Origin of the sequence: Klebsiella huaxiensis, assembly GCF_003261575.2 — a bacterium.
GTDB lineage: Bacteria > Pseudomonadota > Gammaproteobacteria > Enterobacterales > Enterobacteriaceae > Klebsiella > Klebsiella huaxiensis.
In genome coordinates, this window is record NZ_CP036175.1 from 3,187,690 (window position 1) to 3,207,097 (window position 19,408).

A 19,408-nucleotide genomic window follows, 5' to 3' on the forward strand; every position below is an offset into this window, starting at 1 on the left:
GGCCTTATTGCTGACAAACTGCGTTCTTCTGTCATCGCCCGGCGGCGCTACGCTTGCACGGGCCTACAGGAAACCACAGTTTTCGTAGGTCGGGTAAGGCGCCAGCCGCCACCCGACAAACAGTCAGCAAAATAGCAAAACTGTTTTCTCGCCATCCTACGGGCCGCTTACTGGGCCCTTTCTTTATTCAGCTATGTTATTATTGCGAATGGTTATCAATAATAACGACTGAACAAGGATAATGGATGAAGCGTTCAACCTGCCGCCTGCTTGCGGGCACCATTATGTCGATAATGGCTGCGTCGGCTCAGGCGTTGAAGGCTCCAGAGGTGGACCTGCGCAATCCGACGATATGGGAAGAAAAAACCGTGAATCCGCTCGCCGATAAACAACAGCCCTGCGAAGTGTTCAGCGGGCCAAACTGCTCGGTGTGGGAAGATGAGAAATCAGATATCCAGCGCGAACGTGAACGTAGGGAACAGCGGCGGAGGCAAAACGGTTTTGAAAACCTGCGATGGGAGTAATTCTGCGTTAGCAATAACCCGGGCATGCCCGGGTTTATTCTTACAGAAAGATCAATTCTCGCCGAAATGAATCACGGTGCGAATGGATTTACCTTCATGCATCAGATCGAATGCTTCGTTGATCTGATCCAACGGCATACGGTGGGTGATAAACGGGTCGAGGCGAATTTTGCCCGCCATCGCCTCTTCCACCATTCCCGGCAGCTGAGTGCGCCCTTTCACGCCGCCAAACGCCGAGCCACGCCAGACGCGACCGGTCACCAGTTGGAACGGACGAGTTTTGATCTCCTGGCCTGCTCCAGCAACGCCAATAATCACGCTCTCACCCCAGCCTTTATGGCAGCACTCCAGCGCCGCGCGCATCACGTTGACGTTACCGATACACTCAAAGCTGAAGTCCACGCCGCCGTCGGTCAGTTCAACAATCACATCCTGAACCGGTTTGTCGTAGTCGTTCGGGTTGATAAAGTCGGTTGCGCCCATCTCTTTGGCGAGGGTGAATTTTTCCGGATTAGTATCAACCGCCAGAATGCGTCCGGCTTTCGCCTGTACCGCGCCCTGAATGACCGCCAGGCCAATGCCGCCGAGACCGAAAACCGCCACGGTATCGCCCTCTTTCACTTTCGCCGTATTGTGAACCGCGCCGATACCGGTGGTCACGCCGCAACCCAGTAGACAAACTTTGTCCAAAGGTGCCTGCGGGTTAACTTTCGCCAGAGAAATTTCGGCCACCACGGTGTATTCACTGAAGGTGCTGGTGCCCATATAGTGATAAATCGGCTCACCGTTATAAGAGAAACGGGTGGTGCCATCTGGCATCAGGCCCTTACCCTGAGTGGCGCGTACCGCCTGACAGAGGTTGGTTTTGCCCGATTTACAGAACTTACACTCGCGACACTCGGCGGTGTACAGAGGGATCACGTGATCGCCTGGTTGCAGACTGGTCACGCCTTCCCCCACTTCGACCACAATACCGCCGCCTTCGTGGCCTAGTACTGCCGGGAAAACGCCTTCCGGATCGTCGCCAGAAAGAGTAAAAGCATCGGTATGACATACGCCGGTATGGGTAATTTTGACCAGCACTTCGCCTTTTTTCGGCGGTGCGACGTCAATCTCAACGATTTTTAGCGGCTGGCCAGGGCCAAACGCGACTGCTGCACGTGATTTCATATTCTCTCTTCCTCGTCGTGATTTTATTTTAAGTAGGATCGTAGTAGATGGCCGACTTCCGCCATTCTGGCGGCGCGTTGGTCTGGAGTCGTTTCGCCGCTCACCAGTTCATCTTGCAGGTGAATTTCAACCATTTCTCCCATCAGGCCGTTAGCGGCACCGCGGATAGAGGCGATCTGTTGCAGGATAGTCATGCAGGGTTCGCCGGATTCCAGCGCCCGTTCGAGCGCTTCAACCTGGCCGCGAATGCGCCGTACCCGGCTGAGGGCACGTTTTTTGTCTTCAGGTGAATGTGGCATGGTTACGCCCTCAAAATCATATAGGGGGGTATACTATATTTTTCCACTTAAAGAGGCAAATCAACTCGCCGCTTTAACCGTAGTATAGCGGCGAAAATTTGCGTTTAGTCGAGCTTGAGGGCCATGAGAAACAAGAAACCCGCCGAAGCGGGTCTGAAGATATGCTAGCGTTTGCGCGGCATCATCCGCAGCAGCGTGTTGTCTTTCCAGAAGTAATGATGCATCAGCGCCGCCAGCGCGTGCAGGCCGACAATAAAGTAGCCGGTGTTCGCCAGCAGCTCGTGCCACCCCTTCAGCGTATCCACCAGCTCAAAGTTGCTTTCTGCCGCGTGGGGCATGGTCAAACCAAAAACAAACCACGGATTGCCACGATAATACATCATCACCATGCCAATCACCGGCAGCGCGATAAACAGCAGATAGATAACCAAATGCCCGAGGTGCGCGAAGCCAGTCATCATTGGTGACGGTTTGGGCACAATTGGCGGTGCGGGAAATTTCAGGCGCACGAGCAGACGCGCCACCATCAGTACAAAGATCGAGATCCCGCAAGAGACATGAATCATATTAATGACCGGCCGCGCGCTCCGAGGGAAAAAGCCTCGTAGCTCCATTGCAGCATAAGCGCCAATCACTAACAAAAAGACCAGCCAGTGGATGCCTATCTGCAGGCCGGAGTATTTATCGCGCATGGAAAACCCTTAAGGAAACTGTGATGCCGTCAACATAACCACCTTTTCTTAAAAATTCATTAACTTTTACGCATTGTTTTTTTGAATATTGCAAAAAAAGAAATGTGAATCAGGCTGTTAATTCATGTTCAACCAAAACGATTCCTGACAAATATTATGAAAATTCTTCTTCAATGGTCTGATCTCCTTTCCAGCCGTATCTATCACTTCCCAACAAATCCAACGTTCAGGGCAAACAGTATTGGGATGTTGTATTGCTTCAAGTTCATTAGTGCAGCGGATTACCACACCACTATCATGAAGCCACTCTTTGGTGACAGTCTCAACCTCTGCCAAATCATCAGATTCCCTTGATTCTTGAATGCAAATTACTTCCTTTCCGTTTTTAATAGCATTCACATAATACGCCAAATTAATCATATTTTTTTCGTATAAAAAATAACAATGGCAGGAATATACCCCTATACAGCTTCTTGCACAGTACTGTATCCGTAACAAAATCTTCTCAGGACACCGATTAATAATCACTGTCAACACGTTGTTAAAATTGATTTCTCAGACTTATGGGAAGCATGCTTGACCTGCCCCAGTATTAGATACAACGATCAGTTAGTAATGTCGGTTTGTTTACCGTTTTATTTAAGGATGACGTTGTTCGGGTTCACTGAGCTATCCATCAGAATGTAATGTGCCTCTTTGCGTTTGTGTTGATCAATTAAGGGGACAAGCCGTCTGAAGTGCTCACTTGCGCAATGCTCATCAAGTGCCGCACGGTCAGGCCATTCCTCGATAAAAATGAAATGACCCGAGTCCTTCGCATCGATGTACAAATCATAGGCAATGCAGAGCGGCTCTTTTTGGGTTGCGGCTACCAGCTCCCGGTACAGGGGGAGAACAGTTTCAACCCATTCAGGTTGTATAAAATCTTCGGCAATGACTTTTAACATTCGGGCCTCAACGGTAAAAAAAGGATGCTGATACTATGGAGTAAAAAAATATGCTGGACAAGATTCAGTCAGGTTTGTCCCTTTGCCTGACAGAAATTTATCGTCCAGACTTAAAGTAAAGACGTGGTGTGCATCGGCATTGTGCTTTACACTGCGCGCTGCAAAAACTGAGTAGATAAACGATTAACCAGGCGGTAAGGCGATGAACGGAACGATCACAACGTGGTTTAAAGATAAAGGCTTTGGATTTATCAAAGATGAAAACGGTGATAACCGTTATTTTCATGTGATTAAGGTCGCCAATCCCGATCTGATAAAGAAAGATGCAGCCGTCACATTCGAACCCACTACAAATAACAAAGGCTTATCCGCTTACGCGGTAAAAGTGGTACCGGAAAGCAAATACATCTATATCGCGGGTGAGCGTATTAAGCTCACATCAATCAAGTCCTATCTGGTTTACAGCGAAGAAGTGCCAGCAGACACCCGCATTGATAAAGAAAACGCTGTGCTGTCTGTAGGTACGCTGATGGGGAGCATCAGACCAAAATCAGCCGCTAAACCAGGTGAAATGCGCTCGCTGAAAAAGCTGGCGGTGACCACTTTTCAGGGAACGACGTTAATCTTTTCTGAAGATGAAATAGACGTGGATGCCACGGTAAAAATGCTCAAGGTCTGAAATAGTGCTGTGCCGAAATCATGCTTGCATATACCCGTCATACTTCAAGTTGCATGGGCGTTGGCTACGTGCGTTCACCCGAATCACTTACTTGAGTAAGCTCATCGGGGCTCTCTTACTTGCCGCCTGCCTGCAACTCGAATTATTTAGGGTATAAGCAGGATTTCGGCATCGTTTAGTCATCAGGATATTTGGCGGATTTATTTAACCGAGAGTTCCCTGCGGATAATTTCTGCCCCTGCACTTAACGCATTTAGTTTGCCTGTGGCTACCTGACGAGATAAAGGCGTCATGCCGCAGTTAGTCGAAGGATAAAGTTTGTCGGCATCAACAAACTGAAGGGCTTTGCGTAATGTGTCAGCAACCTCCTCCGGCGTCTCAATGGAATTCGTTGCCACGTCGATGGCCCCGACCATCACTTTTTTACCGCGAATCAGTTCAAGCAGGTTCATCGGAACACGTGAGTTATGACATTCCAGTGAGATAATATCGATACTGGATGTTTGCAGCTTAGGAAATGCTTCTTCATATTGCCGCCACTCTGTGCCTAGCGTCTTTTTCCAGTCGGTGTTCGCTTTGATGCCATATCCATAGCAGATATGTACCGCCGTTTCGCATTTCAGCCCTTCCACTGCTCTTTCTAAAGCCGCGATCCCCCAGTCATTCACTTCATCAAAAAACACATTAAAAGCAGGCTCATCAAACTGAATAATATCGACGCCAGCAGCCTCTAGCTCTTTGGCTTCCTGATTCAATATTTTCGCAAATTCCCAGGCCAGTTTTTCGCGGCTTTTATAGTGGTCGTCATAAAGTGTATCAATCATGGTCATAGGCCCAGGTAGCGCCCATTTAATCGGTTGTTTGGTGAGCTGACGTAAAAACCGTGCATCCTCAACAAAAACGGGTTTTTGGCGTTCAACAGCACCTGTGACGGTTGGGACGCTTGCTTCATAGCGATTACGAATTTTCACCACTTCACGTTTTGCAAAATCAACACCGCTGAGGTGCTCAATAAACGTTGTCACAAAGTGCTGACGCGTTTGCTCGCCATCGCTGACAATATCAATACCTGCACGTAATTGATCATACAGAGCCAAACTCAGCGCGTCCTTTTTCCCCTCAATTAACTCTTCATTTTGTAATTTCCAGGGAGACCATAGTTTCTCAGGCTCGGCGAGCCAAGAAGGTTTGGGTAAACTGCCCGCAGTTGAAGTGGGTAATAATCTTTTCATAATAGTTGGCCTTTTATACCCTAAATAATTCGAGTTGCTTAAAGGCGGCAAGGGAGTGACAAATTCGTCGGGAACGAATTTGACCAGCCGAAGGCTGACCTCCGGTGAGAGGCAGGAGCCTCTCATTAATCCCCGGGAGCATAGATAACTATGTGACTGGGGTGAGCGAGCGCAGCCAACACATAAGCAACTTGAAGTATGACGGGTATATATCGTTAATTAAATAGCGTACTGAACAGACCACTTTTCGAGAATGTTCTTGTACGGTTTAATGAAGTTCTCTTCAGTAAATTTTCCCTGCTCAATAGCCAACTGGCTACGCTCTTCCCGGTCATAAACAATTTTTGTCAGTGAGTGATCCTGGTGATTCAGGTCAGGCTGATAGCACTGCCCTGCCGCAGAGTTAGCATTGTAAATCTCTGGCCGATAAATTTTCTGGAAAGTTTCCATCGTGCTAATGGTACTAATCAGCTCAAGATTAGTGTAATCGCTCAGTAAATCACCTGAGAAATAAAAAGCCAACGGTGCCACACTGTTTGCAGGCATAAAATAACGAACCTGCAGGCCCATTTTTTTGAAATAGCCCTCAGTCAATGATGTTCCATTCTGTTGATATTCAATACCCAGCACAGGGTGCTCATTACCCATTCGATGGTAGGTATTTTTATTGGATACGCTGAGGCATATCACCGGCGGTTTGCTAAAGTTATTCTTGTACTCATTTGAGTTTACAAAACATTTAAAGATATTGCCGTGTAAATCACCAAAATTATCGGGAAGACTAAACGCTGATTGCTGTTTATTGTGTTCTAACAGCAATACGCTAAAATCATAATCTCTCACATAAGAAGAGAAGTTATTCCCTACAATGCCTTCAATACGTTCATTGGTTTTTTATCAATGATATTCGTTTTCAATATTTCTATTACCGGAAAAGTGTCGCCATTAGCTTCGACACTCATCTCGACAGAAATGATTTCAAGCTCTAGCGAATAACGTTCGCCTTTCGGATTATCCCAGTACGCCAGCGTGTTGAAACGATTGTCAATCATCAATAAAGTGTTACGCAAATTCTGCTGGCGGTTTTGTCCTCTGGCTAAATTAGCAAAATTAGTTGTAATACGCGTATTTTCAGAAGGGTTATAGTTTTCATCGAAAATACTGCTCTTAATCGTAAATGTAAAATTTTTATTCATCGCAATTTTGCATCCTGAATCCTGACATGAAAACTGAATTTATACCCGTCATACTTCAAGTTGCATGGGCGTTGGCTCAGTCAGCGGTCTTCATGTTGCCAATAAGTTAATATGGTGTATTTTATGCCAGAGCCACTGGATGAGTGAAAGCGACTTAATTTCATTACAACATGAGCTATCTTCATGATCCTCTGTCGCTGATTCGGCGTCAGACCAATCCTGTTCACAATCTGCCTACCCCAGCTAATATGCCCTTAACGAATAAAACTGAAACAAAAAATTATTAACTGTCAGCATGTTAGCGCCAACCTCCAGAATTCATTAAATTTTTCATATGTTTTTTTCGAACAACTGGCCATTTTGCACAAATGTCCGGTTGCCCAATCCCGACGGCTGGACTAAGCCTGGAGAAGTTTTAACGTATCAATTCAACTTACCAGGAGATTTACATGAGCAAACTTGGGATTAATGGATTTGGCCGTATTGGACGTTTGGTGCTACGCCGGTTGTTGGAAGTGGAAAGTTCTTTAGAAGTGGTGGCCATTAACGACCTCACCTCGCCAAAAGTGCTGGCCTACCTGTTAAAGCATGACTCTAACTACGGCCCTTTCCCATGGAGTGTTGATTTTACTGAAGATGCGCTTATCGTCGATGGCAAAAAAATCACCGTGTACGCTGAAAAAGAGGCTCAGCATATTCCGTGGAAAGCGGTGGGTGCCGAGCTGATCGTCGAGTGTACCGGTTTTTATACCTCCACTGAGAAAGCGCAGGCCCACCTGAGCGCAGGTGCGAAAAAGGTGCTGATTTCCGCACCGGCAGGCGATATGAAAACCATCGTTTACAACGTTAACGATGACACCCTGGCCGCAGACGATACCATTATTTCCGTCGCCTCCTGCACCACCAACTGTCTGGCGCCGATGGCAAAAGTCCTTAACGATGCGTTCGGTATTAAGCTAGGCACCATGACCACTATCCACGCCTATACCGGCACCCAGTCGTTGGTTGATGGTCCACGCGGTAAAGATCTGCGAGCTTCGCGCGCGGCGGCGGAAAACATCATTCCGCATACTACTGGAGCCGCGAAAGCGATCGGTCTGGTTATCCCGGAACTCAGCGGTAAATTAAAAGGCCATGCCCAGCGCGTACCGACCAAAACAGGCTCGGTAACGGAACTGGTCTCCGTACTGGCGAAAAAAGTCACCGCCGAAGAGGTCAATCAGGCGATGAAAAATGCGGCGGCGAACAATGAATCCTTCGGCTATACCGAAGAGGAAATTGTCTCGTCAGATGTGATTGGTAGTCATTTCGGTTCAATTTACGATGCCACGCAGCTTGAGATAGCCGAAGCCGATGATGTTCAGTTGGTTAAAACGGTGGCCTGGTACGATAACGAATATGGCTTTGTCACCCAGTTGATTCGCGTACTGGATAAATTCGCAAAATAAACAGCAAGCGAGCAGCGGTTCCTTGCATGGCCTACAAAAACCGCACACGCCTCGTAACCCCATCGCCTCCGGGAAGATTCTGCAACACCTTGCACTCTTCCTCCCGGGGGCGGCGCAAAGCGCCTGCCCGGGCTACGGGACCGCAGACGGCTGAAAACTTGTAGCCCGGACAGATGCGCAGCATCGCCTCCGGGAGGCGTGGATACCCGCTGAGTTAGGCTTGCAAATAGACCACCTGAGTTTGCAGATACTCATTCAGGCCATGACGCCCATCTGCGCCGCCAATTCCCGATTTACGCCATCCGGCATGGAAGCCCTGCATTGCTTCAAAGTTTTCACGGTTGATATAGGTTTCGCCGAACTTCAGCCCTTTTATCGCCTTCATAGCGACATTCAGGTCACGAGTATAGATAGATGAGGTCAGGCCATAATCGCTATCGTTGGCCATTGCCAGCGCCTCTTCAAGCGTGTCAAACGCCACCACCGGCAGTACCGGGCCAAACGTCTCTTCATGAACGATGTCCATCTCCTGACGCACGTCCAGCAGCAGCGTCGGCGGATAAAAATAGCCTTTGCCAGTTACCGCTTTACCCCCAAGGACCACGCGGGCGCCCTGCACGACCGCCTTCGCCACCTTCTGCTCAACGCGCTCCAGCGCGGCGGCGTTGATCAACGGCCCCATGGCGATATCGTCTCGTGATGCCGGGTCGCCAAACTGCACTGCTTTCATCGCTTCACCAAGTCGGTTAACGAAGCGGTCGTAAATCCCTTTTTGCACATACACGCGCTCGACGCAGTTACACACCTGCCCGGTATTAATTACGCGTGAATCAACCACCGCTTTTACCGCCAGCTCAAGATCTGCGTCGTCCATCACGATGGCTGGCGCTTTACCGCCCAGTTCAAGACAAACTTTGGTGATATTTTTCGCCGCAGCGGCCATGATTTTCTCACCTGCCACCACGCTGCCGGTCATGCTGACCATCGCGACTTTCGGGTTACCCGCCAGTTCCTGACCCACAGTTTCGCCACGGCCCAGCACCAGGTTAAAGACCCCTTTCGGCAGGCCGATATCATGGACAATTTGTGCGAAAGCGATAGCGTTATTCGGCGTAAATTCGCTCGGTTTAATCACGATGGTATTGCCGGTAATCAGCGCCGGAGCCAATTTGCGGGCAATCAGAAAGAACGGGAAGTTCCACGGCAAAATACCGGTCGTTACGCCCAGCGCGCGTTTAAAGACCAGTATGTTTTCGCCCGGACGGTCGCTCTGCACGATTTCACCTTCATAGCGGCGTGCCCATTCGGCCATATAGTCGAGGTAATCAGCGGTAAATGAGACTTCCACCGCCGCCAGTTGCTGGATTTTCCCGCCTTCAGCAACAATCAGCGCAGCGATTTCATCTGCCCGCTCGCGAATACCGGCAGCAATTTTGCGTAGCCACCCCGCGCGTTCAATGGCTGGCAAGGCTTCCCAGCCCGGCTGCGCCCTCTCAGCCGCCAGAATCGCCCGCTGTGCATCCTCCGCGCTCCCGTCAGGAATGCGCGAAAGCAGCGCTTCCGTCGCCGGGTTGATAACATCAATCCAGGCATCACCGCGGCCAGATTCAAACTGGCCGTCAATATACATAGGGTGTTGAACGGGTGCTGTCATGATCTTCTCCTGTGGAGTTATTGTTTTTAACAAGTGAATTTAATGTTAAAAATTATCTTATGACCGAAAAATCGACAGTCTGGACCCGTGTTTTTGTGAATCATTTCATAAAAATAGATGAGCTCGACGCAGATAAAATCACAATTCGATAACACACAATGCCCGTTTGCGATAATCCTGACTCAAACGGGCAAATTTTTCGATTCAGTGCTTAGTCGCCAGGGGATCTGACGGTTTTTTCAGGGATATGCTGTTGAGGTGGAATACTCCGTTCACTTCTGTTCTGTACACCTTATTTATTTCCTCTACGAGTGAACGGCATGGGGGCGTTTCGCCCGCCCCCCCATCGCTGCAAGCCCGCATTTAAAACCACTGGCTAAAAGAAACTTGCACAGAACCTAACCCAGCGTTCGCGCACTCAGCGCATCGGACAACAGACGATCATCGCGCAGCGTCTCCCACGCCTGCACAATATGCGGCGGAATATCCACATGGGCGATAAACCCCTTACCCAGCGGGCCGTATCCCTGAGGATTGTCTGCCAGTCGCGGCAGTTCGCCGAGAATTAACGCCAGATAGCGCCCAACCGGCCACAGACCCTCTTGCTCACCACTGAAGGTTAAACCGTTATTACTATTGCACAGCACAGGCGAGCAGCCCGGCGTGCTGTACCATTGCGGCGCAGCGATCTCCTCCCCCTGCCAGACGCGGGCAAACGTCGCCATCGTTCTGCGCTGCATCGTCGGGTCCTGAATCACCACGCCCGCGCGATGTGCAATCCCTCTCTCTTCGAGCATTTGTCGGGTAAAGCGCGCGTTCTCTCCGCAGTTGGTGGAGCGGTCTTCCACCACAATCCTTTCACCAGGAATCTGCCAGAATTGATGGGCAATATCCGCAAGAATATGCGACTCGGCGCGCCCCGATACCGGCAGCGTCCGGTAGCGAGAATCACTCAACACCGAGTCGTATAAAAATGAAGTGGAATGGCCGATGCCGCCGCTGATCAGCAACGGTACAGCGTGACGTGCCGCCAGCTGGCAGGCAAAATCAATGGTCGGGATCACCGCATTGCCCGCCAGCACCACCACATCGATTTGCGGATCCTGTGGCAAATCATCCTGTGCCAGCCAGGCTCCCAGCCGGTTTGCCGCGTCTAATGTCGCCTCCGGTAGCGATGGAAAATGTTCTGACATGCTCTCTCCTGTTAACATTCTCAGCCTTAAATTACCGGCGACCATATTAGACTGTACATCTTATTTTGGGTAATAAAGTGCGACCCGATTACCAATGCTTTTAAAGCAACAAAGTCAACACACAAACGTAGCGTTTTATTCACTTTTTGAAGAGTGTCAAGATTCTAATAAATAGAGAGAAATAGCCACAACTACGGCTTTAATGCACAAAGATGCATATTCATCCGTAGACAACGTTATTTTTCGTTTTTTTATTCATAAAAAACGCAAACCCAGCCGTGACGACAGCATATTCTGCATTTTTGCCAAATACCGTCCCATTAAATTGGTGATAACATTCTCGTTACAGAGTTTATCGCTATCTCTTTCCACGGTTAACAAAATAATTATTACTGCAAAACAGGACTCTTATGGAAAAGTTATCTTACGCTTCTGAAAGTAGTACATCTCCATGGACCACCTACCTGCGTCAAATCGACCGCGTCGCGCCCTACCTCGGCGATCTCGCCTACTGGATTGAAACCCTTCGCCACCCAAAACGCGCGCTGATTGTTGATATTCCAGTACAAATGGATGACGGTACTATCCGCCATTTCGAAGGTTATCGCGTTCAGCACAATCTCTCGCGCGGGCCGGGTAAAGGCGGCGTGCGCTACCATCCGGATGTCGACCTGAATGAAGTCATGGCGCTCTCCGCCTGGATGACCATCAAGTGCGCCGCAGTCAATATTCCTTACGGCGGCGCAAAAGGCGGGATCCGCGTCGACCCGTTCTCATTATCCGAAGGTGAACTGGAGCGTCTGACCCGCCGCTATACCAGCGAAATCGGCATTATTATTGGGCCGCAAAAAGATATTCCGGCACCGGACGTCGGAACCAACGGTAAAGTGATGGCCTGGATGATGGATACCTACTCCATGAACCATGGCACGACCATTACCGGCGTGGTGACCGGCAAGCCGATCCATCTCGGCGGCTCCCTGGGCCGTGAAAAAGCTACCGGGCGCGGTGTGTTCGTGACCGGGCGCGAAGTGGCTCGCCGCAGCGGGATCGAAATTGAAGGCGCGAAAGTGGCGCTGCAGGGTTTTGGTAACGTCGGCAGCGAAGCGGCTCGTCTGTTCGCGGGCGTCGGCGCACGCATCGTGGTGATTCAGGACCACACCGCAACGCTGTTTAACGAAGGCGGTATTGATATGGCCGCGCTGACCGCATGGCAGGCCGAGAACAAACAGATTGCCGGTTTCCCTGGCGCGCGTGAAATTGCCAAAGAGGAGTTCTGGACCACGCAAATGGATATTCTGATCCCGGCGGCGCTGGAAGGTCAGATCACCCGTGAACGTGCAGAAACCATCAGTTGCAAACTGGTGCTGGAAGGCGCTAACGGCCCGACCTATCCGGAGGCAGATGATGTGCTGGCTGAACGCGGTATCGTGGTGGTACCGGACGTTATCTGTAACGCCGGTGGCGTCACCGTGAGCTACTTCGAATGGGTGCAGGATATGGCCAGTTTCTTCTGGAGCGAAGAAGAGATCAACGCCAAAATGGACCGCATCATGACCGATGCTATCGTTCACGTGTACGAAAAAGCGGTTGAAAAAGAGTGCTCTTTACGTACCGCCGCCTATATCGTGGCCTGTGAGCGTATCCTGATGGCGCGTAAAGATCGCGGTATTTATCCGGGATGATCTGCCCCTCTCAGCCCGGTTTATGCCGGGCTTGAGTCCCAAGTTTCGGCTATTCAGGACACATTCTTTGACATTGCCCGGTGGCGGCTAACGCCTTACCGGGCCTACAAACAATGACTAACCTGATGATATTGTGCAATTTGTAGGCCGGATAAGGCGCAAGCCGCCATCCGGCGAAAATGCGAGCCTGGTTGCCTCTCTTTCCTCTTTCCTCATGCTTATCCCACAATAAACGCACATACCGTTAACCGATTTTTATCAATCAGCTTGAATTCTCGTTTTGGCCAGGCCTAAAATCATTAGAGCTCTAACGATATTGCAGACTGACCTATGGACAACCGACAGCTTAACTTCTCCCATCTTTTGTATCTGACCGCCCACCACTGGCGGCTGGCGGTCAACCGTCGCCTCAAAAACCTTGGCATGAGCCAGGCCAGTTGGGTCGCCGTTGCCGCCATTGCACGCAACGAACAACCGCTGTCGCAAAGCGAGCTGGCCCAGGAACTGGGCGTCGAAAGCGCCACCCTCGTGCCGCTCCTTAACCGGCTGGTCGATCTCGGTCTGGTCGAACGGGTCAAAACCGAACGCGATAAGCGTAAACGTCTCCTGATCGCCACCGCCAAAGGCCTTGATATTTATCAACAGGTGAAAACGGTGGCCGATGATTTGCGTGAGGAGATCCTCACCGCCATTACCCCTGAAGAACAGCAACAGACCCAGCGGGTGCTGGAAAAACTGCTGCGCGAGGTTGAGAAAAAATAATGCCTCGCCGTACAAGCAATCCTTATGTACCCCACGATTGGGCTCCACACGAAAAACCGGCCATTCTCGGCTCACCTTCAACGCCAATTCACAACACGCCAAAACGTATTGCCTACGGAATCGTCGGGCTACTGGTATGCCTGACCGGTGCGCTGGGCAACGCGGTGGTCACTGCCAACCTGCAACTGTTGCAAGGGACCTTTGCCGCCTGGTCGACAGAGATCGCCTGGCTGCCTGCGGTCTACGTAATGACCAACGTCTCCATCAACCTGCTGCTGGTGAAATTCCGCCAGCAGTTTGGCCTGCGCGCCTTTACCGAAGGTTTTCTGGTGCTCTACGTGCTGGTGACTTTTTTCCACCTGTTTGTTAACGACCTTAGCTCAGCGCTGATGGTGCGCGCAGCCCACGGCATGGTAGCAGCGGCGCTCAGCTCGTTGGGCATTTATTATCAGGTTCAGGCCTGGCCTGCCCGGCATCGACTAAAGGCGCTGACTATTGGCATCACCGGCTCCTCGCTGGCGATCCCCCTTGCCCGCCTTTTCTCTACCGAACTGCTGCAAATTGATGAGTGGCGCGGGCTGTACTTTTTCGAACTGGGGCTGGCGCTGGTGTCGCTGGCCTGCGTGATGGCGCTGAAGCTGCCGCCGAGCGATCGCAAAAAAGTGTTCGAGAAGAAAGATTTCCTCACCTTCTGCCTGCTGGCGCCGGGGATGGCGCTGGTGTGCGCAGTACTGTCGCTGGGGCGGCTGGACTGGTGGTTTGAAGCGCCGTGGATTGGCTGGTCGCTGGCGGGCGCGGTGGTGTTGATTGTTTCCGCCATCGCCTTTGAACATAACCGCAGCAACCCGCTGCTCAATACTAAATGGCTTTCCAGCGGCAGTATTCTGCGACTGGGGCTAATTATGCTGCTGATCCGTATTGTACTGGCGGAACAGAACACGGGGGTGATCGGCTGGTTGCAGTACGTCGGTCTGCAAAATGAGCAGATGACCAATCTGGCGTGGTCTATTTTTGCCGGGATCGTCTGCGGCATTGTCGCCAGCTGCCTGACGCTTAATCCGCAGCGCCTCTACTGGCCCACCGCCACGGCGCTGGCATTGATTATGGTTGCTTCGCTGCTGGACAGTCAGTCGACGATCCTCACGCGCTCGGAACAGCTGATGTTCAGCCAGTTCCTGCTCGGTTTTGGCAGCGCCTTCTTCCTCGCCCCGGCGATGCTGGCGGGAATCGGCGGCGTGATTGCCGATCAGCGCAACCTGGTGAGCTTCTCGGTGCTGTTCGGGATGAGCCAGAATATTGGCGGCCTGCTGGGTTCCGCCATTCTCGGTACCTTCCAGACCTGGCGAGAGAAGTTTCACTCCAGCCAGCTTGCCGACCAGCTCACCACGCTCAATCCGCTGATCACCGAACGTTTACAGCAATACAGCCAGATGTACCAAAGCCAGATTGGCGACAGCACGCTGCTGAACGTTCAGGCTACCACGCTGCTGCAAAACGCCGCCACGTTACAGGCCAATATTCTCGCCTACAATGACACTTATCTGCTGACAGCGGCGATTTCTGCCGCCACGCTGGTCTGGGTTTTCTGGCGCTTAATAAGATTGCGTATTACCGCCCGTATTGCGCTGAAACGCGCGACGGGCAGCAAATAAAATGATTACTCTGGAGTTATTATGAGTCAGCAGGATGCGGCCAAACAGCAGGCCAATACCCGTAACAATATTCGCGTCGTCTCCATCTTTACCGCTGCAGCGATTGGTATCGTCGGCGTACTGGTTATTCTCTACGCCTGGCAGCTACCGCCATTTACCCGTCAAAGCCAGTTTACCGATAACGCCTATGTGCGCGGGCAGACCACCTTTATCAGCCCGCAGGTTAACGGCTATATCACTCAGGTGAAGGTGCAGGATTTTAATCAGGTAAAAGCCGGAGACGTGCTGTTTCAGATTGACGATCGCATTTATAACCAGCGCGTTCACCAGGCGGAAGCTCAGGTGGCGATGAAAGAGGCGGCGCTGAAGAATAACCAGCAACAGCGTAAAAGCGCCGAGGCGGTGATAGCACGCAATGAAGCGGCGCTGCAAAACGCCCGCGCGCAGAATCTTAAAACACAGGCGGATCTGAAACGCGTTCAGGAGCTGACCGCCGACGGTTCCCTTTCCATTCGCGAGCGCGATTCTGCTCGCGCCAGCGCGGCGCAGGGCAATGCGGATATTGAGCAGGCGAAGGCAACGCTTGAGATGTCACGTCAGGATCTGCAATCGACCATCGTTAACCGTGATTCACTGGTGGCCGACGTTGCCAGTGCCAAAGCGGCGCTGGAGCTGGCGCAGATCGACCTGCAAAATACCCGAATAGTCGCTCCGACTGACGGCCAGCTAGGACAAATCTCCGTCCGGCTGGGCGCATACGTTACCGCCGGGACACATTTGACCTCGCTGGTGCCGCCGCAGCACTGGCTGATCGCCAATCTAAAAGAAACCCAGCTGGCGCAAGTGCGCGTTGGGCAGCGGGTGACTTTCACCGTCGATGCGCTGAACAGCGAAAAATTCACCGGTACCGTACAAAGTATTTCCCCGGCGACCGGCGTTGAATTCAGCGCCATTTCGCCGGATAACGCCACCGGTAACTTTGTCAAAATCGCCCAACGCATTCCAGTGCGCATCGCCGTGGATGAGGGACAGAAAAACCACCAGCGTCTGCGTCCGGGGATGTCGGTGCAGGTCACCATTGATACACGCGGGGAGGAGAAACAATGATCCGCCCGCTCACCCTCGCCGTCATTCTCGCGTTAGTTGGTTGTCAGTCTGCCGACATCCAGCAAGCCGCCCCTGGGTTACAAATCCCCACTGCCTGGCGCGCGGATGTCGGTCCAGGCAGCCCGGTGGAAGGCGTGTGGTGGCGCAACCTTCACGACAGCACGCTCAATCTGTATGTCGATCAGGCGCTGCGCTACAACAGCGACGTGCTGATTGCCCGCGAGCGGGTGAATGAGTATCAGGCGCGGGTTTATGCCGCCGACAGCAGCTTGTTTCCCTCTCTTGACGCCGGACTAACCGGCACCCGCGCTCGTTCGCAGTCGGCAGCGACCGGCCTGGCTGTCCATAGTACGGTGTATAAAGGCGCGCTAACCGCGAGTTACGATGTTGATATCTGGGGGGCAAACCGCAGCGCCGCCAGCGCGGCTGAGGCTAGCCTTGAGGCGCAAAAGGCCGCAGCCGCGGCGGCGAACCTGACCGTCGCGACGTCGGTGGCGGTCGGCTATGTCACCCTGCTCTCCCTGGATGAACAGCTGCGGGTGACGCAGCAAACGCTAAAATCGCGGGAAGATGCGTTCAATCTGGCAAAACGCCAGTTTGAGACCGGCTACACCTCGCGCCTGGAGCTAATGCAGGCGGATTCGGAACTGCGCTCTACGCGGGCGCAAATCCCGCCGTTACGCCACCAAATCGCCCAGCAGGAAAATGCGCTCAGCCTGCTGATCGGGTCTAACCCGGGAGCCGTTAAGCGCAATGAATTCGCCCAGTTGACGCCGCTGACGCTGCCTGCACAGCTACCATCAACGCTGCTTAACCGCCGCCCGGATATCGTTCAGGCCCAGCGCCAACTGGTGGCCGCCGACGCCACGCTGGCGTCATCGCAGGCGCAGTTGCTGCCGTCAATTAACCTTACCGCCACCGGCAGCATGCAGGATCGCACCCTGCCCGATCTGCTCGATAATCCGCTACGCTTATGGAGCCTGGGCGGCAGTATTCTGGCGCCGCTCCTCAACCGCCAGGCGCTGAATGCTCAGGTGGATGTGTCGATGGCCCAGCGCAATCAGGCGCTGTACGGCTATGAGAAAACGGTGCGCGGTGCGTTTAAGGAGGTGAACGACAGCCTCGATGCAATTGGCCGCTACGGCGAGCAGTTGGCAGAGTTACAAGAGCAGGAGAACGTCGCCCAGGAGACGCTGCGTATCGCCCAGAACCGCTATCGCAACGGCTACTCATCTTACTTAGACGTGTTGGACGCCCAGCGCACGCTGTTTTCCACCCAGCTCAGCGTGGTACAGGTGAAAAACAACCTGCTGCTGGCACAAATTGATTTGTACCGGTCGCTGGGAGGTGGCTGGTCTGATTCATCAGGGATGTAATACGGGAAGTCTGACATGCAGCAACAGTGGACGGCAGTAGATAATTATCTCGTTAAAGCATTAATCCCCAACGATCCGATACTGAAGCAGGTTCTCGAAAATAACCAGCGTGCCGGGCTCCCGGCTATCGACGTCGCCGCCAATCAGGGGCAGTTTCTCGCTCTGCTGGTACGAATGACCCGCGCAAAACGGGTGCTGGAAATCGGCACCCTCGGCGGCTATAGCACTATCTGGATGGCACGCGAGCTACCTGCTGATGGCGAGCTACTCACCCTGGAGGCCGACGCACATCATGCCGCCGTGGCGCGGGAAAACCTCCGTCTGGCAGGCATGGATGACAAGGTTCAGGTGTTGGAAGGCCCGGCGCTGGCAACCCTCGAAAATCTGGGCGAACGCCCGCCGTTCGATCTGATTTTTATCGATGCGGATAAGCCCAATAACCCAAATTATCTGCGCTGGGCTCTGCATTACTCCCGTCCGGGGACGTTGATTGTTGGCGATAACGTGGTGCGCGACGGTGAAGTGACTAACCCGGACAGCACGGACGATCGCGTTCAGGGCGTCAGAGCGTTTATCGAGATGATGGGCAGCGATCCGCGCCTGACGGTCACGGCGCTGCAAACGGTAGGCAGCAAAGGCTGGGATGGTTTTACGCTGGCCTGGGTGAACCATTAATTAATCTGAAAATCCGGATTGCGGCGCTAAGCCACAATTCGGATCATGCCGGCTATTATTAGTTAATTCAGATAATAGATTTGCGTATCAGATTACATATTTCTTTTGCATCAGTTAATTACATCCTTGTGTATAGCAAAAATCACTGAGAATTATTCGGCTGATAGTGAATTTGATAATTCACCTGCATTTCTCGTTCGGTTCCTGCGCGATTTGCATCCCCTTCCCACATATTAATTACCGTACAGTTTCCTACAACGTCCCACCTTGTGCATTTATCCTCAAACCGCATCGTATTACTGGCCGCATTCCCCTGAAGCATACTGGACAACCAGCGCCCTTTTTCATCCCATCGCAGCAAGCGGGTGCGGGACCCTTCGGTAATATGCGCTAAGCGCCCATTGATATCGTAGTAATAGTCGATGAGGATATCAGCCGGGAAATCTGCGTGTTTCATCACTTCGCGAATCACGCGGCTCTGATCATCATATAGATATTGCCAGGTCGTGGGCGGCGCTAGATCTTCACCCGAGCGATATTGACCTTCTGCACGAATAATTCTGCCTAATTTATCGGTATAGTAATGCCGGATATCGACACTCGTCCTGTCTTTATAGAAACCATTAAGCGCTACCTCCATTAGCCATCCCTGCCGTTCATCACGCGTAATATGAATTGTCGTTCGCATTGTTTTATTATCACCAATATCACGTTCTTCCGTTTCAGAGCGATTCTCCAATCTTCCGCAGTGGGAGAGAGACATGGAGCCGGATGACTCATAATCATAAAGCTTTCCACGGCCAGAAAACTGCACGGTAAGAGAATCTTCGTCTGGCATCATTGGCGGCATTTTTGTCAGAATAATATAATTTGAATTATTAATTGCCAGCAGTTCTGCCGGGCAACCGGGCCCGGCTAAGGCTGGTGCACAGAATGCGGCGGCTAAACTTGTAATAAGCCCTATTAATTTATTATTCATATGTAATCTATTTCCTTATAGATAAAATCAATGATCTAATATCGTAATTTTGCTTCTTGCAGTCACATTAATAGATGTAATAAAAAATAATATCAGGTCGGCATGGCGTTTTCACTCCCCGAAAAGAGAATGAAAACG

Annotated in this window: 18 protein-coding genes and 1 pseudogene; 9 read left to right on the forward strand and 10 right to left on the reverse strand. The window is 51.7% G+C overall.

Annotated elements, in window-relative coordinates; translation table 11 throughout:
• Positions 1-245: 245 nt before the first annotated feature.
• Entirely contained in the window at positions 246-524 is a 279-nt protein-coding gene (locus DA718_RS15380; protein WP_112215759.1) for a hypothetical protein, read from the forward strand.
• A 51-nt stretch (positions 525-575) separates the two neighbouring features.
• Here DA718_RS15380 and DA718_RS15385 read toward each other — a convergent pair whose 3' ends face one another.
• From DA718_RS15385 to DA718_RS15405, 5 genes are all read right to left on the reverse strand, one after another.
• Positions 576-1,694, reverse strand: a complete 1,119-nt coding sequence (locus tag DA718_RS15385) for an S-(hydroxymethyl)glutathione dehydrogenase/class III alcohol dehydrogenase (protein ID WP_112215758.1) — start codon at positions 1,692-1,694, stop codon at positions 576-578.
• 23 nt (positions 1,695-1,717) lie between these two features.
• Positions 1,718-1,993 carry a metal/formaldehyde-sensitive transcriptional repressor gene (locus DA718_RS15390; RefSeq protein ID WP_004101746.1) on the reverse strand — a complete coding sequence of 92 codons (276 nt, stop codon included), beginning with the start codon at positions 1,991-1,993 and terminating at the stop codon, positions 1,718-1,720.
• A gap of 164 nt (positions 1,994-2,157) precedes the next feature.
• Positions 2,158-2,685 carry a cytochrome b561 gene (cybB, locus tag DA718_RS15395; protein ID WP_112215757.1) on the reverse strand — a complete coding sequence of 176 codons (528 nt, stop codon included), beginning with the start codon at positions 2,683-2,685 and terminating at the stop codon, positions 2,158-2,160.
• Positions 2,686-2,802: 117 nt separating this feature from the next.
• The gene (locus DA718_RS15400; RefSeq protein ID WP_112215756.1) at positions 2,803-3,105 is read right to left on the reverse strand and encodes a hypothetical protein; all 303 of its coding nucleotides are present in this window, start codon (positions 3,103-3,105) and stop codon (positions 2,803-2,805) included.
• A gap of 215 nt (positions 3,106-3,320) precedes the next feature.
• Positions 3,321-3,632 carry a putative quinol monooxygenase gene (locus DA718_RS15405; protein WP_112215755.1) on the reverse strand — a complete coding sequence of 104 codons (312 nt, stop codon included), beginning with the start codon at positions 3,630-3,632 and terminating at the stop codon, positions 3,321-3,323.
• Between the two features lie 202 nt (positions 3,633-3,834).
• On the opposite strand from DA718_RS15405, the gene DA718_RS15410 reads away from it, so the two are divergent.
• On the forward strand, positions 3,835-4,311 hold the full coding sequence (locus tag DA718_RS15410) for a cold-shock protein (protein WP_112215754.1): 477 nt from the start codon (positions 3,835-3,837) through the stop codon (positions 4,309-4,311).
• 200 nt (positions 4,312-4,511) lie between these two features.
• Here the strand turns inward: DA718_RS15410 and DA718_RS15415 are convergent, their stop codons facing one another.
• Positions 4,512-5,543, reverse strand: coding sequence for a methionine synthase (locus DA718_RS15415; protein WP_112215753.1), 1,032 nt, complete (start codon positions 5,541-5,543; stop codon positions 4,512-4,514).
• A gap of 219 nt (positions 5,544-5,762) precedes the next feature.
• A pseudogene (locus DA718_RS15420) lies at positions 5,763-6,739 on the reverse strand (DUF1852 domain-containing protein).
• Between the two features lie 449 nt (positions 6,740-7,188).
• On the opposite strand from DA718_RS15420, the gene gap reads away from it, so the two are divergent.
• Complete coding sequence (gap, locus tag DA718_RS15425; RefSeq protein ID WP_112215752.1) at positions 7,189-8,187, forward strand: type I glyceraldehyde-3-phosphate dehydrogenase; 999 nt, start codon at positions 7,189-7,191, stop codon at positions 8,185-8,187.
• Positions 8,188-8,401: 214 nt separating this feature from the next.
• On the opposite strand, the gene aldA is transcribed toward gap, so the two are convergent.
• Positions 8,402-9,841: an aldehyde dehydrogenase gene (gene aldA / locus DA718_RS15430; protein WP_112215751.1), complete on the reverse strand. Its 1,440-nt coding sequence runs from the start codon at positions 9,839-9,841 to the stop codon at positions 8,402-8,404.
• A 398-nt stretch (positions 9,842-10,239) separates the two neighbouring features.
• Complete coding sequence (locus tag DA718_RS15435) at positions 10,240-11,034, reverse strand: YdcF family protein (protein ID WP_112215750.1); 795 nt, start codon at positions 11,032-11,034, stop codon at positions 10,240-10,242.
• A gap of 410 nt (positions 11,035-11,444) precedes the next feature.
• Between DA718_RS15435 and DA718_RS15445 the strand changes: the two genes are divergently transcribed.
• The 6 genes from DA718_RS15445 to DA718_RS15470 all read left to right on the forward strand — a co-directional run bounded on the left by DA718_RS15445 (position 11,445) and on the right by DA718_RS15470 (position 18,291).
• On the forward strand, positions 11,445-12,719 hold the full coding sequence (locus DA718_RS15445) for a Glu/Leu/Phe/Val family dehydrogenase (protein WP_112215748.1): 1,275 nt from the start codon (positions 11,445-11,447) through the stop codon (positions 12,717-12,719).
• Between the two features lie 330 nt (positions 12,720-13,049).
• Entirely contained in the window at positions 13,050-13,481 is a 432-nt protein-coding gene (locus DA718_RS15450; protein WP_112215747.1) for a MarR family winged helix-turn-helix transcriptional regulator, read from the forward strand.
• Positions 13,481-15,133 (forward strand): MFS transporter, encoded by a 1,653-nt coding sequence (locus DA718_RS15455; RefSeq protein WP_112215746.1) that lies wholly within the window; start codon positions 13,481-13,483, stop codon positions 15,131-15,133. The genes DA718_RS15450 and DA718_RS15455 overlap by 1 nt, the downstream gene beginning before the upstream one ends.
• Positions 15,134-15,154: 21 nt before the next feature.
• Entirely contained in the window at positions 15,155-16,240 is a 1,086-nt protein-coding gene (locus DA718_RS15460) for an HlyD family secretion protein (RefSeq protein ID WP_112215745.1), read from the forward strand.
• Positions 16,237-17,616 (forward strand): efflux transporter outer membrane subunit, encoded by a 1,380-nt coding sequence (locus tag DA718_RS15465; protein WP_112215744.1) that lies wholly within the window; start codon positions 16,237-16,239, stop codon positions 17,614-17,616. The genes DA718_RS15460 and DA718_RS15465 overlap by 4 nt, the downstream gene beginning before the upstream one ends.
• Positions 17,617-17,631: 15 nt before the next feature.
• Positions 17,632-18,291, forward strand: a complete 660-nt coding sequence (locus tag DA718_RS15470) for an O-methyltransferase (protein WP_112215743.1) — start codon at positions 17,632-17,634, stop codon at positions 18,289-18,291.
• A gap of 142 nt (positions 18,292-18,433) precedes the next feature.
• Here DA718_RS15470 and DA718_RS15475 read toward each other — a convergent pair whose 3' ends face one another.
• Positions 18,434-19,270 (reverse strand): hypothetical protein, encoded by an 837-nt coding sequence (locus DA718_RS15475; RefSeq protein WP_112215742.1) that lies wholly within the window; start codon positions 19,268-19,270, stop codon positions 18,434-18,436.
• Positions 19,271-19,408: the final 138 nt, after the last annotated feature.